We start from the raw sequence: 14208 nt of genomic DNA on the forward strand, positions 1-14208 counted from the left end.
AAATGGGTAAAAATACCCAATATGGGTAGATTGCTATGACCACCATACATGTAAACGGCCAGGACAAGACTGGGCAGATCACCGATTGGAGAATACGGAACTCTCGCCAAGGCCTGGAACTAACCTGCTATTTCCCTTCAGGAAGAGCCTACAGTCGTCCGCTCAGTGAGTGTGAGATCACTCCCACTGAGGTGATGGAAGACGTGCTTCTTGTAAAGAAAAAGGGAAGTGCATTCAGCCACGTGGATAGAGCGGTGGTTTTCGGTAATAAGCAAGCGGTTGTTCAGTATTCATCGGGTGCTAAATCCTACGTGATGAATATGGATAACATCCGGCTTGTTAAGAAAACAGAGTTCAAGGATGGCGATATCTTTCGTTACTTCCTTTCTGTGGCTGAGGCCAGGTTGGAAAGAGCGAAGGCAAGTTCTAAGGAAAGTGAAGTCATTTCTGACAATGTGCTGCGCCAACTGAATGCTCTGCCTCCAAACCCAGAGGTGGTATTGAATGCCTACTGCACAGGATCCAGTCGGCCACGAGAAAAAGCGGAAAACCTGATTTTTCCTTTCGGAATCAACGAAAGCCAGCTCAAGGCCGTGGCCGGTGTTTTTTCCTCACAGGTTAGCGTTATTGAAGGCCCACCCGGTACAGGCAAGACCCAGACGATCCTGAATATCCTGGCGAACATTGTTTTGCGGAATGAAACCGTTGCTGTCCTTTCCAACAACAATTCTGCCGTTGAAAATGTCTACGAGAAGCTGGAGAAGGAAGGGTTGGATTTTCTTGTTGCCAAACTTGGCAACAAGGATAATCGTAAAAATTTCTTTGCCAACACGCCCACAGTTCCCTCCGGCGAGTCTCCGCCTGCACCGCCGCTAGAGGACATTGAGGGCCAGATAGAGCGATTGAAGGCCTTTTTGCGCGCTCGGAACGAAGTGGCGAAACTGCAAGCTGAGGTCGATGAGCTGAAGATTGAGCGCAAACATCTACTGCAATGGCGGCAGGACAACCTGGAAAACGATCCGCACGTCTCCAGGACTTATCCGCTGGAAAAATACCGGTTATCCAAAAAAAAGATCACGGACTTGATGGCTTATCTCACCATGCTCAATGACGAGCGCCTGAGCTTAAGGAACAGGATAGAGCTGTGGCTGAATTTCCGGATCTTGCGCATCAAACCTTTTAATACTTTGGATAAGCGCAACGCGACGATCCATGCTTTGCAATTGCGCTACTACGATGAGGCATTGCAGAAAAAAGAAGCCGACCTCGCTTCCTGCCAGGAGACTTTGAGGAATGGTGATTTCGAGGCGCTATTGGCGGGCACGACCAAGTCATCCATGGCCTATCTGAAAGATCATCTCCAGCGACGAAAATGGCCCGTAGGTTCCTTTGCTGCTGAAGATTATCGTAAAGATATCGATGAGTTCTTGAAACGCTACCCGATCATTGGCAGCGGTACGCATTCCATTATCAACTCCCTTAAATCAGGTACGATTCTGGATTACGCCATCATTGATGAAGCGTCCCTGCAGGATATTGTTCCGGGAATACTGGCGTTGGGCTGCGCTCGGAACCTTGTCATCGTTGGCGATAGAAAACAGTTACCCCCGGTTTTCGAGGAGATCGGCATCACAGCCCCCGATGAAAGGTATGACTGCGAGAGACACAGTCTGCTGGATTCATGCCTTCATGTTTTCGGCGATACCATTCCAGTGACCCTGCTGAAAGAGCATTACCGGTGCCACCCAAGAATCATCCAGTTCTGCAATCAACAATTCTATAACGGCCAGCTTATTCCCATGACACAGGATGCAGGTGAAGAGGCCCTGCAACTGATTGTCACCGCCAGAGGAAATCACGCCCGATGGTACAAAAATCAGCGTGAGCTGGATTCCTTGCTCCATGTGCTGGAACGGGGGGAAAGCAATCAGTGGGATGAGGCCGCCAAACGAGGATTCATTGCGCCATACAACGCACAAGTGGCCTTGTCGCATTCGCATCTGCCAGCTAGTTTCGTCAAGGATACGACCCATAAGTTCCAGGGCAGGGAGTGTGATGAGATTGTTTTCTCAACGGTCCTGGACAAGAAGGCCAGTAACCAGAGCAACCTGTCATTCGTGGATGATCCCCACTTGATCAATGTGGCGGTCTCCAGGGCCAAAAAGCAGTTTACTCTGGTGACAGGTGAAGACGTATTTGTTGGATCGAATGGACCGGTTGCGGCGTTGATTCGCTACATCGAGTATTACGCGAATGAAACAGATAGGATCCATCGTTCGCCCGTGGTTTCGGCTTTCGATTTGCTCTACAACGAGTATGACCAGTCGTTGGAAAAACTACGGTCTCGTCTAAGACCGAGCGACTCGCAATTTAAGTCAGAACAGATCGTGGCTCAGATACTACGCGAACGCCTTTCGCTCTCGTTCAATCAGGCGATTACCTTCCATACACAGATAGCCTTGAATCAGTTGGTGTCGCCTGGCAATGAGATGTTGACTGCAAATGAGCTCGGTTTTATGAAAGGCCGAAGCTGTTGTGATTTCGTGCTCTACTTCAACGTCGGCAAGAAACCGTTGGCAGTCATTGAGGTGGACGGAGGTGAGCACGATAAACCCCAACAGAAGAAATGGGATGCCCTGAAGAACAGAATCCTCCACAAAGGCGGTCTGCCCTTGCTTCGTCTGAAGACGGTCGAAAGCCATATTGAAGAAAAGGTGGAGAATTTTCTCGCCGAAGTGACTGGAGAGGGAACGCGGTCCGCGAATTAATCTCGCTGAAAAAAACGGGATAACTCTGTTAGGCAACGGTGCCAGTGTGTGTGGCTGGCGGTATAAGCCCAGCCACACACTTTCAGCTTGTCGAGTGAGTCGTTAACTGAATGCAGGCTGTTGCGGCTTACTGCCAGCCACCCGCTTCATCCACGCCATGTCCAGCGGAACCAGCACGTTCAGGGCGAACAGTACCCAGCCCAAGGGTTGCAGGCTCGGGGCAAACCACATCATCAGGGCAAGGGCCAGCAGGCTCCAGGTGACATCGGCAGCAATCATCACGTTGAGGAACTTCTCCTGCCACCGTTCATTGATGGCCACCGCGACCATGTCGACGCACCACAGCAGCATCACGATGCCGACCACCAGGTAGAAGGTGGCGCCGGGACCTCCCGCCCACTGGGCAATCGGCCCGGAGGCCAGAATGAGAGCGAGGGCCAGGGGCATGGAGAGGAAGACATCGCTCAGGAGGATTTGTTTCACACTGAATTGACGGACAAAGTTTTTCATAGCATCACCTCAATCGGGTTTCGCAATGGGTTGGACTACACTACAAAGCTTCTACCCGGGCGGTGATTGTCTCAATTACCTGTGAGGTAATGGTGCAGCCTACCCTCGGTCGGGATACTGGATGAACATTTCGAATTCACAGGAAACCCAATGAGCGCCTTCGGTACGCTGTTCAGAGAAATGCGGCAGGGTAAACGCCTGAGCCAGATGGATTTCGCCCTGGCGTGCGAGGTGTCGGCAAAACACATCAGCTTTCTGGAAACCGGCCGCAGCAGGCCAAGCAAGGGCATGGTTCTGCATTTAGCGCAGATGCTGCAGGCGGACCTGGCCGGAACCAACCGCCTGTTGTCGTCCGCGGGTTACAGCCAGGTCTATTCCGACCAGGATTTGAGCGCACCCGGCATGGCCATGATCAGGGAGGCGCTTGAGCACCTGTTGCAGGGGCACCTTCCATACCCGGCGGTGGTGTTCGACCACGAGTACTATCTGGTGATGGCCAACCAGGCCATGCAGCAGATGATGGCAACCATGGTGGAGCTGGGCGCTCAGTTTCCGGCCCGGCCAAACTTCCTGCTGTCGCTGCTGGACAGCCAGGGCATCAAACCCTTCGTAGACGACTGGGAGAATATCGCCTGCCACTTGCTGCAACGTGTCTACCATGAGCATCTTGCCGGGCCCTTCCGGGATCAGCCCAATCGATTGCTGGAGCAGGCACTGACGGTGCCCGGCGTCCCGCAACACTGGAAAAGCCACGTGGTGGAACACCTGGACTACCCGGCGATTCCCTTTACCCTGAACCTTGGGGACCAGCAGCTCAGGATCTTTTCCACCATCGCAACCATCGGCACGCCCCTCGATGTCACCGCCCAGAATTTGCGGATCGAGCATTTCTTTCCGATGGATGAGCACAGCAAGGCTTATTGGCAAGGTTGAAACATGCAAATCGGCGTCATCGCAGACACTCACAGCAAAATGCGCCCCGAGGCCCTGGAGGTATTGGAAGGCTCTGACGTGATCCTTCATGCCGGTGACGTCGGGCGGGATGAGGTTCTGGAAGCGCTGGAGGCGATCGCGCCGGTGGTGGCGATTCGTGGCAATATCGACAAAACGGGCCGGGCAGCGGATCTGCCCGATGTTCAGGATCTGGAATTCCTCGGCCACACGTTCTACATGCTCCACGACGTCAAAACCCTCGACATGGATCCACAAGGCCGCTATCGCGTGGTGATCGCTGGCCATTCCCACAAACCCCGTAACGAGTGGATCGGCGACGTGCTCTACTTCAATCCGGGTGGCGCGGGGCCCCGGCGCTTTACTCTGCCGATCACGGTAGGGCGGCTGGAGGTGAGCGAAGACCGTGTGGCGGGTGACATCATCGAACTGCCGGTTTGATTCATTCGGTCCGCGCCCGCTGAAGCAGTTGGTTTTGAGTCATGTGAGGCTTATGCTCATCACACACATTTCTGGTCCGGGAGTCGCTTAATGAGTCTGGCTATCGCACTACACGTTCTCTCTGCCGTGATCTGGGTTGGCGGCATGTTTTTCGCCTACATGGCCATGCGTCCGGCGGTGGTTGAGGTGATTGATGCGTCGCAGAGGGGCGTACTCTGGTGTCACACTCTGTCCCGGTTTTTCCGGTGGGTATGGGCGGCCGTGGTCCTGTTGCTGGTAACCGGTTACTGGATGCTCTTCAGCGTGTTCGGTGGTATGGCTGGTGCCGGCTGGCATATCCACGTCATGCAGGGGCTGGGGATTGTGATGATGCTGCTTTATGGTCACGTCTATTTTGCCCCCTTCCGAAGGCTGAAACAGGCCGTTGCCAACCAGGATCCCCAGGAAGGCGGCCGCCAGGTGGGACAGATCCGCAAGCTGGTGGGCACCAACCTGATTCTCGGGCTGATCGTGGTGGTGATTGGTGCCGGCGGCCGGTATCTGTAAGCTTGTCGCATCATCGAACTGCCGGTTTGAAGAATTCGGCCGGCGCCGCCACTCGTGTTGGCGTGCCTGGTCTGCCGTTATCGTGGAGGCATGCATCTTTGGCTGACCTATCCTAATCTGGAGTGATGGAAATCTCCTGGATGTCCACGGGCATTGAAGAGTGCTTGAGTGATTGCCCGGACCACATCGCGATAAGAGGATTGGCTATGCCTCAGCTTCGTTTTGCTTACCTACTCTGTTTTGCTGTTCTTGCTGCTTTTCTCGCTACCTCCGCCGCGCAGGCCCATCACGGTTGGGCCTGGGCAACGGACGAGGAATTTGAAATCACCGGTGTTATCCAGTCTGTGCGCCTTGGCAACCCCCATGGTGAGGTCACCATAACCGTGGATGGCGAGGCATGGGTTGTGGAAGTGGGGCAGCCCTGGCGTAACGACCGTGTTGGGCTCACCAAAGAGATGTTGAGCCAGGGTCGGGAGATTACCGTGCATGGTCATCGCTCTGCCAAGGAGGGCGAACGGCTGGTCAAGGCTGAGCGGGTTGTGATCGACGGGCAGGACTACGATTTGTATCCCGGTCGTACGTCCTGAGCCTGGGGATGATTGAACAGGTGCAGGTCTTCGTCGAGGAGTTGGCCGTTGTCTCGGCCCTGCGCAACTCCACATTCATGTACCCGCTGGTAAACGCCGGACATATTCTCGGGGTGTCGATGCTGGTTGGCGGCATTGTACCGCTGGATCTGCGTTTGCTGGGGCTCTGGCGCCACTACCCCGTGATGGTGTTTGTCGATGTGCTTCGGGTTACAGCGGCGATGGGGTTGGGGTTGGCGGTTGTCTGCGGTGCACTTCTGTTCGCCACGGCGGCCGTGGATTACGCCGGGTCGACGCTCTTCCAGGCGAAGATGGTACTTGTCCTGTTGGGTGTGTTGAACGCCTTGATTCTCGGGCGGGTGTTGAAGCGCCAGGGTATCCAGAACCTCCCGATGGAGGCCCGCATGCCGTCATCTGTGAGGGCCGGGGCCGCGTTGTCTTTGATCGTCTGGATCAGTGTGCTGATCCTTGGCCGGCTGTTGGGGTACTTCTGAGTCGGTATTCCCGCCAATGTGCATCTCGCTTTCGCCCTCCCTAGAACTGCTTCCGGTACTTAAGCAACAGCTCAATGCGTGAACGGAGAACGTCAGCGTAGAAGGCCAGCCGTGAGAAGGCCGACGAGCTACCAAAGTTCCGTGGTGTCCATACACTCGAGACAAAGGCCTTCTCCGCTTCCTGGTAGGCTTCCCAGGCGCGTTGAGACTCAGCGAACGCCTCCCCCTCAGAACCGGAAAACTCACCCTCCAGTGCGGACGTCGCGGCCGATAGCTCTTCCTCAAGGAAGGCAATGTAGTCGCGATACGCCTCCATCGAATCCGACGTGGTCTGTGCGTCCTCGTAGACAGCTTGCTCATGGGAAGACACCTCGGACCGGAAATCTTCCAGATAATGGGGGGCATCCGGGTTATCGATGGCCTGGCATGCCACCGAGGTCAAGGCGATGGTCAGTAAGGCGAAAGGGCGGAGAAAGCCGGGCAATTGATTCAATCCTTTGGTGAACAAAGACATCCCAAGGTTGCCAGTAGGGCCAGATAAGCCTGCGTGCTTCATGACATCTGTCCGGATCAGTGTTTGGGCGGAATCCATGCATAGCGTGCTGTAACGCGAAAGTAGGCGCTTTCTGAAGGCACGATCACAATTGAGTGGCTGCCATTGCCGTCGCAGACTGCCTTCCATTGCTTACCGAAAATGACAAACATAACTCACAGGATCCAGCTCACAGTAATCATCAATCCGCCCGGCAAGCGTGAACAGCTTCGGCGATCTCCGAAACTCAAACAGCCGGTACAGATGAAACTGATTGCGTGCCTCGGAAGAGAGGGAGACTTCGTTCCTCGATGCGAAGAAAGGCGTCTCCTTGGCGAACGCGGTGGTCTTCACCTCGATAAACCGTTCCTGTCCGGAAGCGTCGAACGAGAGGATGTCGTAGCCAAGGCCATCGCCCTGGGTAGTTGAGACATGTTCGATTCGCTCTGCCAGTGTGGTTTTACCGGCTTGGCGGAGTCGAAACTCTTCATAGTGCATGACCAGAAGTTCGCCGGCGTTGCCCAGGGCAGTATTGCGGGCCTCGCGAGCCACATAGTCCCTTTTTGAGGCCTGCCGGGTGGGGGCATAGGTTGCTGGGGATTCCTGAGCTTTGTGGGATATCACAGGTGGTTCGACGACCAGGCGGTGATAGTCGACGTCACTCGGTACGATGGCGGGTTGCTCAACGGCGGCCTGGGATGCTTGGTCGAATTCGGGGTGGGTGTTGATCCATTCCTCCACGTACCTGGCCAGGGACGTCTGATAGTTCCCACGTGGCTTGTAGCCGGGAATCCAGATGCAATGCAGGTCACGGAGTACCGCGCTGATGTTCTGGTGCTTGAGCTCGATCGCGCCCTCACTGCGGCCATCCAATTGTTCCATCAAGGCTCGTCTGTGGGCGCTCTTGTTGTAATGCTGACCGGTCAGGTGAAGGGTCAGCATTTTCATATAGTCGGCCACGGTTGCCGCTATCTCCAGGTCGTTCCAGCTTTCCCCACTTGCCATACTGCATTGTCCATCCGGGTCGTTGTTGTCATAGTCCAGGATAGAGGCAAACCGGCATGGAGCCAAGCGGGTATCCTGTTGGTTCCTATTGGGAATCTGCCTCCATATCCACTTCCTGTTCCGAGGCGCGTTCCCGTTGGATTATTGGTGTTGAGGGCAGCCGCGTGGTGAACTTTTGCACTGTGTGGCGTCTGAAACGGAGCGGGCAGGCTGAGTTAGTACTATTCAGTGACCCAAGTCGTTGAACCACTATCTGGCTCCTGCTAATCTCCGCTGTGCGCTTGGCGGCCTGGCCATTGCGCAACGCCCAATCAACGGCTTCCAGATGGACGGAAGTCCCAGCGATGAAAGGAGTCATTCGCATAATTAATGTTTCGCTCAGTCCCCCCGTTCAGGGAGCGGCTTTCATTTTTCCTTGTTCTGCTATTCCTGGTGGTGATTGGCGAGACAGGTGTCTTCTCCTAAAACTTCCCAATACGTCCCCGGAAAGTTACTGAAACATTTTCTGGAAAACGGTGTTGATGTGAACGCCGTTGATACCGCTACAGGTTCTGGTGTTTCAGTGTTGCATTCGGTGGTGCCGGACAGAAACTCGTTTTCTGTTTGACTGGGGTTGATTTAAGTCTAATGAAGGTTATTTGATTATATTTAGGATGGAGCCATGATCACGTCTACGGAAAAGCAAGTTCTTCGTGCCAATCTTGAAAAGTACGAAGGTAAGGTCAGTCACATGTACCTGGACTCCAGAGGCTTTGTAACTGTGGGCATTGGCCACCTGATAGCCAATGTTACCGAGGCTCAGAAACTGGCTTTTAAAACCACAAGAAATGTTCCCGCCAGTGGCGCTGAAATCAAGTCAGATTATGACTCAGTTAAAAAGCAGCCTGCCAATCGCGTTGCCTCATTTTATAAGAAGTTTACCAGTCTCATACTGCCTGATGTTGAAATTGATAAACTTACCGACAAGCACATACTGACATTCGAAAGTGAGTTAAAGCGCATTTACTCCGGATTTGAGAATTTTCCCTCTGAGGTCCGGCTGGCGCTCTTTGATCTTATATTTAATTTAGGGATGACGGACTTGAATAATAACTGGCCGAAATTCAACGCGGCGATTCAGGCAAAGGACTGGCAAACAGCAGCGGACGAGTCCAGCCGTGCTGCGCCGATCTCAGCCGAGAGGAATAGATACGTAAGAAACCTGCTCGAAACTGCCGCCAAAAATAGCGCGGCGCAGGCTCTCACTCCGTAGACGAGGAAAACCGATGTCGAAATATGTCGCTGGTAAAGTGCATCTTGTCGTTCCTATGCTCCTGGCATTCAGTATCGCTGCCTGTTCTGGCAACGCCAGCCAAGGCGAGTCAGCGGTTGTGAACTATCCCGTTAAATGGACAGACGAGTTTTCCATGTCGAACCTGGTTGAAGGGGAGCCGTCAATCAGTTCACAAGAAGACCTGCGTAACCTGCTCGGACGCCCCTGGTATGCAAGCATTGATGTTATCAAGGGTGATGCCAGGGCCCCTGAGGCAATCGCGAGTTGTAATGACTATTTTTCAGTTAAAGGGGAGAACCTTCGCGTTAGTCGCGGGCAGGAAAGTAGCGCTTTTCTGGAACTGGTCGTTATGTGTGAGTCGACTCGGTTGTTTGTTGAGGCTACTGCTTCTGCCCAGTCCGCTATTCCGGCCCAACCGCTCACAGAGGAATTGCCAGAAAGGCTTCCTAAGTCTCTTGCTTTGATCACATCAGAGAGTGAAGCCCAGCGCATCATGACCGATCCGGCGATCTCCAGCTGGGGTGATGTTAACGACATCACCAAAATGGATCGCATGTCAGAGCATCGAGTGGTCTATCACCTGGATTCCGGACAGCAGACCCTGTCGATACATGGCCGTGGTGATTTTAATGGTGATGGTGACGAGGATGTTCTCGTCAGCGTTCAGGATACTGTTGAAGGCGGTAGTTATTATGATCTGCGCTTGTTCGTTCTATCGGTAACGGAGTCGGGAGAGTGGGTAGTTGATGGTCAATATCCGTCTCGGTAGGTCTCAGTAAGAGGCTCAGGTTTACCCCACTACTAAAGAAGGTATGGAAGATGCCTTGGGGGCTTCCTGGAGCTGCCAGGACATGGCGTCTTTCTACGATATCGACTTCACTCCAAGTTCCGAACAAGAGGAGGGCAGTGTTCTGGAGGTGCAGCAGGCAGATGGACCTGTCTTTCAGATTGATGATGTGGAAATCGATTTTTCGGATACTCAGAGTGCTGCCGCTGCCCTCAAAGATAATTTTGGAAAGCCTGATACGGTGGCCATTCGGCTATCATGACCTGCCCCCATGGTGCCTCCCAATCCGGTAGAATAGATGCTTTCCAAGGCGTTGGATGCTGAGCGGCCAGGGTCAGCGAGTATGGCTCCCCCGGCGCTTTTGTCGTTTCTTGCTGAGAGATCTTCTATGAGCGGTTTACCCGGTTGTCCCGAATGCCAGTCTGAATTTACCTATGAAGACGGCGAGTTTTTTGTCTGCCCCGAGTGCGGCCACGAATGGAAAGCCGGCAACGAGCCCACCGAAGCGTCGGACGGACCTGCAATCAGGGATGCGAACGGCAATACTCTGGCAGATGGCGACACGGTAACCGTTATCAAGGACCTGAAGGTAAAAGGGTCCTCACTGGTGGTCAAGGTTGGCACCAAGGTCAAGAATATCCGTCTGGTGGACGGTGACCACGACATCGATTGCAAGATTGACGGCATAGGCTCCATGAAACTGAAGTCCGAATTCGTCAAAAAGGCTTGATACCTTACGTCCGGCCTGAAAGCGAGCCGGACTTCTCTGGATCCTGGGCACTGATCGATAGCGTCAGGGTACGGGCTGGGACTGAGTGACTATATAGGAAGCTGGCGGCATGATACTCCGCAGTAACCGAGGTCAGCCAGCCAACACCTCCCGCACCTTCTTGCTCAAATGCCCCATATCAACCCGTCCGAGCACCTGCGGCTTCAGCTCGTTCATCACGCGCCCCATGTCCTGCATGCCCTGGGCTCCGGTTGAGCTGATGGTGGTGCGGATAAGGGCATCCAGGTCATCTTCGGACAGGGCGCTGGGCATGAATTCCTCGATGACGACCATTTCCGCCCTTTCCTTGTCGCCCAACTCCTGTCGGCCGGCGTCGTCGTATTGAGCGGCAGCATCGCGGCGCTGTTTGAGCATTTTGTCCAGCACTTTCAGGACGTCTTCGTCATCCAGGTCGCGGCGTTCATCAATCTCGATCTGTTTGATGGCGGACTGGGCCATACGCAGCGTGCCAAGCCGGGTTCTGTCCTTGTTCCGCATCGCGTTCTTCACGGCGTTGCTCAGTTGGTCCTTGAGTGATTCTTCTGCCATGGTCGACCTCCCGCTCTCTCGGCTAATAGAACTGGCTTCAACTCCTGCAAGGGAAGATATTGAACGAAAAGCTGGGGCAGGTTCAATTTTAAAAGCCTCAATCGGCCTTTGTGATTGAGGTTTATTCCTGAGCGTCGAGCAGTAGCCACAAGTTGGGGGGCATTCCGCCTACGCCGGATGATGGCTCCAGGTACAGGAGGCCTTCGGACACGCGTCGTGCAAACACCCCGTCAGCGAGTAGATGGGAGTCTGAGACGCATGTGGGTTGGAAGGTCCGACGGTCCGGATCGGTGCCCGGTTCCTGGAAGGTCCGGGTCAGGGTGTCGGTCGTGATGGACACGGTCACCGTGGCGCCGAGGGGAAGAGTCAGCGGCCATTTGGCTGTGATGGTCAAATCTCTCAAGAAAAACCAGGGCCCTGCCGCAATAGCTCAGGGCCCTTTCAGCACCTCATGAAGCGCTGTTTTTCACGCTTTCATCAGACTTGCTCTCAGCAGTGGCTTCAGTTGTTGCGTCATGCACTTGCTGCTCCTGCTGAGCCATGACTTCTTCCATCCATACCTGCTGAGCGGCGGCATTGGAAGCACCGGCGAAGCTGGCAATGACGATGGTGGCGATAGCAGCGGTTTTCTTCAGGTTTGTATTGATTGAACGCATGGTTTAGCTCCTCAAAGTGATCATTGGATCTTGCTGGTGGATCAGAAACTCATCGGCTTTGCTGATCTCTATGGTTGTATTATTGAGGAGTTGTGACGCTCACAAAAATTGTTTAACCGTATCCTTTTTATCATTTCAAGTGATGAGTTAGGCCTGCTCCAGAAAGCCACTGTGTTCCACCGCACAGACGCCCCTTTCGCCATTATTCCATCATTGGCCTGGCAACCGCCGAGGCGGTACCCGAGGCCGGACAACTGTCCGCAAGTGACCATAAGGAAACGGCTATGAACTGGGACACCATCAAAGGTAACTGGAAGCAATTCAGGGGTGATATCCGGTCACGGTGGGGCAAGCTCACCGATGACCAGCTGGACGTTATCGCCGGCGAGAGGGAAAAGCTCGCCGGGCATATACAGGAAAGTTATGGCATCAGCCGCGATGAGGCCGAAAGGCAGATCGGGGAGTTTGAAAAACAGTCCAGGAAGTAAAAGCTGGTTCGAGCAGCGCCAGTTACGGTCGTTGGCGCTGATCTGGCTACTTGCCCACAGGTAAGTGCCATATATTGAGAGAGGTTTCTGTATGTTCAAGTTAATGCCCGGGAAGTCCGTTTCGGAACCCATGGAGCTTATCCAGGTACGGGATCATTCCGCCGTTAACGGCCCGTTTGCGGAGTACGGTAAGCCAGTCGATGGCAAGACTCCGCACCAGAGCCCCCGTCCTCCTCGCGAGGAAGGTAGAAAGGAGGGCCCCGAGCCCGAACACAAGCCGGCCTAGTGCACCGTCTGGGTTAATTCGTGAACCTTCGCCACCGCGCCTTGTTCTCAAGGCCCTCCGTGCCTCAGCAGATTAACGAACTGCCCAGGCGGCCCGGGGGGCCTGCCTGGTCAGTAGTCTGTCCGTTGGGAGTCCCGCCGGTCGACCGGCCAGTATAGCTGACTTAAATGCTCTTTTTAGGCGGGTAATGATTGACGGCAGTGGGCACAGGTCTCATGGTTAAGACTGTTTGATAAACCAGATGATCAGATAGAGGGAGCAGTATGGGCGGGGAAAGTATTGGCCCGGAAGACAATTCAGACCGGAGAACGAGCCCGGGCGCTTTCTTCCGTGGATTCCTGCGCGAGCCCCGTCAGGTGGGGTCGGTCATTCCCAGTTCGCGGTACCTGGAGCGCCGGATTCTTGATGCATCAGAGCTGTCGCGGGTCAGGCGGGTTGTCGAACTGGGGCCTGGCACGGGCGGTACCACGCGGACCTTTCTCCAGAACCTCGGCCAGGACGCGCGCCTGCTTTCCATCGAATTGAGCCCACACTTCCATGAGTTGCTCGGCGACATCGCCGACTCGCGTTTTATCAATCACCTGGGCAGCGCGGAAGACCTGGCAGAGATCCTGGCATCGCACCAGTTGGACAAGGCAGATGTGGTGATCTCCGGCATCCCCTTCTCAAAAATGCCGGAAGACGTTGGCTCTCGGGTTGCGCAGGCGGTGAACGACAACCTTGCCGAGGGTGGGCGCTTCATTGCCTACCAGTTCCGCAGCGACGTGGCCCGGATCACCGACCCCATCATGGGGCCACATGACAGCTGTACACTGGAGCTGCGGAATATTCCCCCGATGCGGGTTTATCGCTGGTGCAAGGCTGCTGGCTGACCGTTCCGGGGTCCTGGATCAATCGCTCAGCTTCAGCCCCATCTCCCAGAAATCAATCTCAAGGCGGGTCGCGTCGCTGAAGATGCGGGTGAGCTGCTTGAAACGGGCGGGAGAGACGTCCGCGAGTCGTTCATCCAGCCAGCGGATTTCCGCCTGCATGGCCTGCTGGAACTCGTCGCTTTCATACATGGCGATCCAGGCATCGTAGGGGTTCTTTTCACCGCGAACGGTTTCCGCCCGGCTGTTCAGCCAGTTGGCGATTTCGCCATAGCCCACCATGCAGGGTGACAGCGCCACGTGCAGGTCCAGCAGGTCGCCGCGGTTGCCGGTGTCCAGCACGTAACGGGTGTAGGCCAGGGTGGCGCGGGCCTCCGGCAGGCTGGCAAGCTCTTCTTCTGTTATGCCCCATTCCCGGCAGTAATCGATGTGCAGGCCCAGCTCAACATCCACTATGGCCTGCAGCCCCTCCTTTGCCTGGCGCAGGTCGGCCAGGGTGGGACTTTTATAGGCGGCCAGGGCAAAGGCCCGGGCAAACTGGATCAGGAACAGGTAGTCCTGCTTCAGGTAGTGCTGGAACGCTTCCGGTGCCAGGGATGCATCGCCCAGTTGCTGCACGAAGTCATGTTCTATGTAGGCGCGCCATTGGGTCTGGCAGCTGCGTTTGAGGTCTTCGAACTGGTAGGGCATTGGGTCT

At 54.9% G+C, this 14208-nt stretch carries 18 protein-coding genes; 12 read left to right on the top strand and 6 right to left on the bottom strand.

The genetic code is table 11. The annotated features are described in order from the left end of the window. Nucleotides 1–35 precede the first annotated feature (35 nt). A complete protein-coding gene (locus tag ACJO2E_RS11045; protein WP_406963925.1) occupies nucleotides 36–2768 on the top strand; it encodes an AAA domain-containing protein in 2733 nt (910 codons plus the stop codon). A 102-nt stretch (nucleotides 2769–2870) separates the two neighbouring features. Here ACJO2E_RS11045 and ACJO2E_RS11050 read toward each other — a convergent pair whose 3' ends face one another. Then, entirely contained in the window at nucleotides 2871–3278 is a 408-nt protein-coding gene (locus tag ACJO2E_RS11050) for a hypothetical protein (protein WP_406963926.1), read from the bottom strand. Nucleotides 3279–3428: 150 nt separating this feature from the next. Here ACJO2E_RS11050 and ACJO2E_RS11055 point away from each other — a divergent pair, with 150 nt between their 5' ends. The 5 genes from ACJO2E_RS11055 to ACJO2E_RS11075 all read left to right on the top strand — a co-directional run bounded on the left by ACJO2E_RS11055 (nucleotide 3429) and on the right by ACJO2E_RS11075 (nucleotide 6297). Beyond that, a complete protein-coding gene (locus ACJO2E_RS11055) occupies nucleotides 3429–4211 on the top strand; it encodes a helix-turn-helix domain-containing protein (protein ID WP_406963927.1) in 783 nt (260 codons plus the stop codon). A 3-nt stretch (nucleotides 4212–4214) separates the two neighbouring features. Beyond that, entirely contained in the window at nucleotides 4215–4670 is a 456-nt protein-coding gene (locus ACJO2E_RS11060) for a metallophosphoesterase family protein (protein WP_406963928.1), read from the top strand. 90 nt (nucleotides 4671–4760) lie between these two features. Beyond that, the gene (locus ACJO2E_RS11065) at nucleotides 4761–5216 is read left to right on the top strand and encodes a CopD family protein (protein ID WP_406963929.1); all 456 of its coding nucleotides are present in this window, start codon (nucleotides 4761–4763) and stop codon (nucleotides 5214–5216) included. Nucleotides 5217–5422: 206 nt separating this feature from the next. Next, nucleotides 5423–5803 carry a DUF6152 family protein gene (locus ACJO2E_RS11070; protein ID WP_406963930.1) on the top strand — a complete coding sequence of 127 codons (381 nt, stop codon included), beginning with the start codon at nucleotides 5423–5425 and terminating at the stop codon, nucleotides 5801–5803. A gap of 8 nt (nucleotides 5804–5811) precedes the next feature. Then, nucleotides 5812–6297: a DUF6644 family protein gene (locus ACJO2E_RS11075; RefSeq protein WP_406963931.1), complete on the top strand. Its 486-nt coding sequence runs from the start codon at nucleotides 5812–5814 to the stop codon at nucleotides 6295–6297. Between the two features lie 40 nt (nucleotides 6298–6337). Here the strand turns inward: ACJO2E_RS11075 and ACJO2E_RS11080 are convergent, their stop codons facing one another. Both ACJO2E_RS11080 and ACJO2E_RS11085 read right to left on the bottom strand, forming a co-directional pair. Further along, nucleotides 6338–6781, bottom strand: coding sequence for a lysozyme inhibitor LprI family protein (locus tag ACJO2E_RS11080; protein ID WP_406963932.1), 444 nt, complete (start codon nucleotides 6779–6781; stop codon nucleotides 6338–6340). Nucleotides 6782–6982: 201 nt separating this feature from the next. Then, nucleotides 6983–7834 carry a protein NO VEIN domain-containing protein gene (locus tag ACJO2E_RS11085; RefSeq protein WP_406963933.1) on the bottom strand — a complete coding sequence of 284 codons (852 nt, stop codon included), beginning with the start codon at nucleotides 7832–7834 and terminating at the stop codon, nucleotides 6983–6985. A 661-nt stretch (nucleotides 7835–8495) separates the two neighbouring features. On the opposite strand from ACJO2E_RS11085, the gene ACJO2E_RS11090 reads away from it, so the two are divergent. From ACJO2E_RS11090 to ACJO2E_RS11105, 4 genes are all read left to right on the top strand, one after another. After that, complete coding sequence (locus ACJO2E_RS11090; RefSeq protein ID WP_406963934.1) at nucleotides 8496–9086, top strand: glycoside hydrolase family protein; 591 nt, start codon at nucleotides 8496–8498, stop codon at nucleotides 9084–9086. Between the two features lie 13 nt (nucleotides 9087–9099). After that, nucleotides 9100–9876 carry a hypothetical protein gene (locus ACJO2E_RS11095; protein ID WP_406963935.1) on the top strand — a complete coding sequence of 259 codons (777 nt, stop codon included), beginning with the start codon at nucleotides 9100–9102 and terminating at the stop codon, nucleotides 9874–9876. 82 nt (nucleotides 9877–9958) lie between these two features. Further along, complete coding sequence (locus tag ACJO2E_RS11100) at nucleotides 9959–10156, top strand: hypothetical protein (protein WP_406963936.1); 198 nt, start codon at nucleotides 9959–9961, stop codon at nucleotides 10154–10156. 126 nt (nucleotides 10157–10282) lie between these two features. Beyond that, on the top strand, nucleotides 10283–10624 hold the full coding sequence (locus ACJO2E_RS11105) for a zinc ribbon domain-containing protein YjdM (protein ID WP_406963937.1): 342 nt from the start codon (nucleotides 10283–10285) through the stop codon (nucleotides 10622–10624). A gap of 132 nt (nucleotides 10625–10756) precedes the next feature. Here ACJO2E_RS11105 and ACJO2E_RS11110 read toward each other — a convergent pair whose 3' ends face one another. Continuing rightward, the gene (locus tag ACJO2E_RS11110) at nucleotides 10757–11212 is read right to left on the bottom strand and encodes a GatB/YqeY domain-containing protein (protein WP_406963938.1); all 456 of its coding nucleotides are present in this window, start codon (nucleotides 11210–11212) and stop codon (nucleotides 10757–10759) included. 449 nt (nucleotides 11213–11661) lie between these two features. Continuing rightward, nucleotides 11662–11868 (bottom strand): hypothetical protein, encoded by a 207-nt coding sequence (locus ACJO2E_RS11115; RefSeq protein WP_406963939.1) that lies wholly within the window; start codon nucleotides 11866–11868, stop codon nucleotides 11662–11664. A 284-nt stretch (nucleotides 11869–12152) separates the two neighbouring features. On the opposite strand from ACJO2E_RS11115, the gene ACJO2E_RS11120 reads away from it, so the two are divergent. Both ACJO2E_RS11120 and ACJO2E_RS11125 read left to right on the top strand, forming a co-directional pair. Further along, nucleotides 12153–12356, top strand: a complete 204-nt coding sequence (locus tag ACJO2E_RS11120; protein WP_406963940.1) for a CsbD family protein — start codon at nucleotides 12153–12155, stop codon at nucleotides 12354–12356. A 549-nt stretch (nucleotides 12357–12905) separates the two neighbouring features. Beyond that, on the top strand, nucleotides 12906–13514 hold the full coding sequence (locus tag ACJO2E_RS11125; RefSeq protein ID WP_406963941.1) for a class I SAM-dependent methyltransferase: 609 nt from the start codon (nucleotides 12906–12908) through the stop codon (nucleotides 13512–13514). Between the two features lie 18 nt (nucleotides 13515–13532). Here the strand turns inward: ACJO2E_RS11125 and tenA are convergent, their stop codons facing one another. After that, a complete protein-coding gene (tenA, locus tag ACJO2E_RS11130; protein WP_406963942.1) occupies nucleotides 13533–14201 on the bottom strand; it encodes a thiaminase II in 669 nt (222 codons plus the stop codon). Nucleotides 14202–14208: the final 7 nt, after the last annotated feature.

This window comes from Marinobacter shunpengi, from assembly GCF_045449695.1.
In the GTDB taxonomy this organism is placed as follows: Bacteria; Pseudomonadota; Gammaproteobacteria; order Pseudomonadales; family Oleiphilaceae; genus Marinobacter.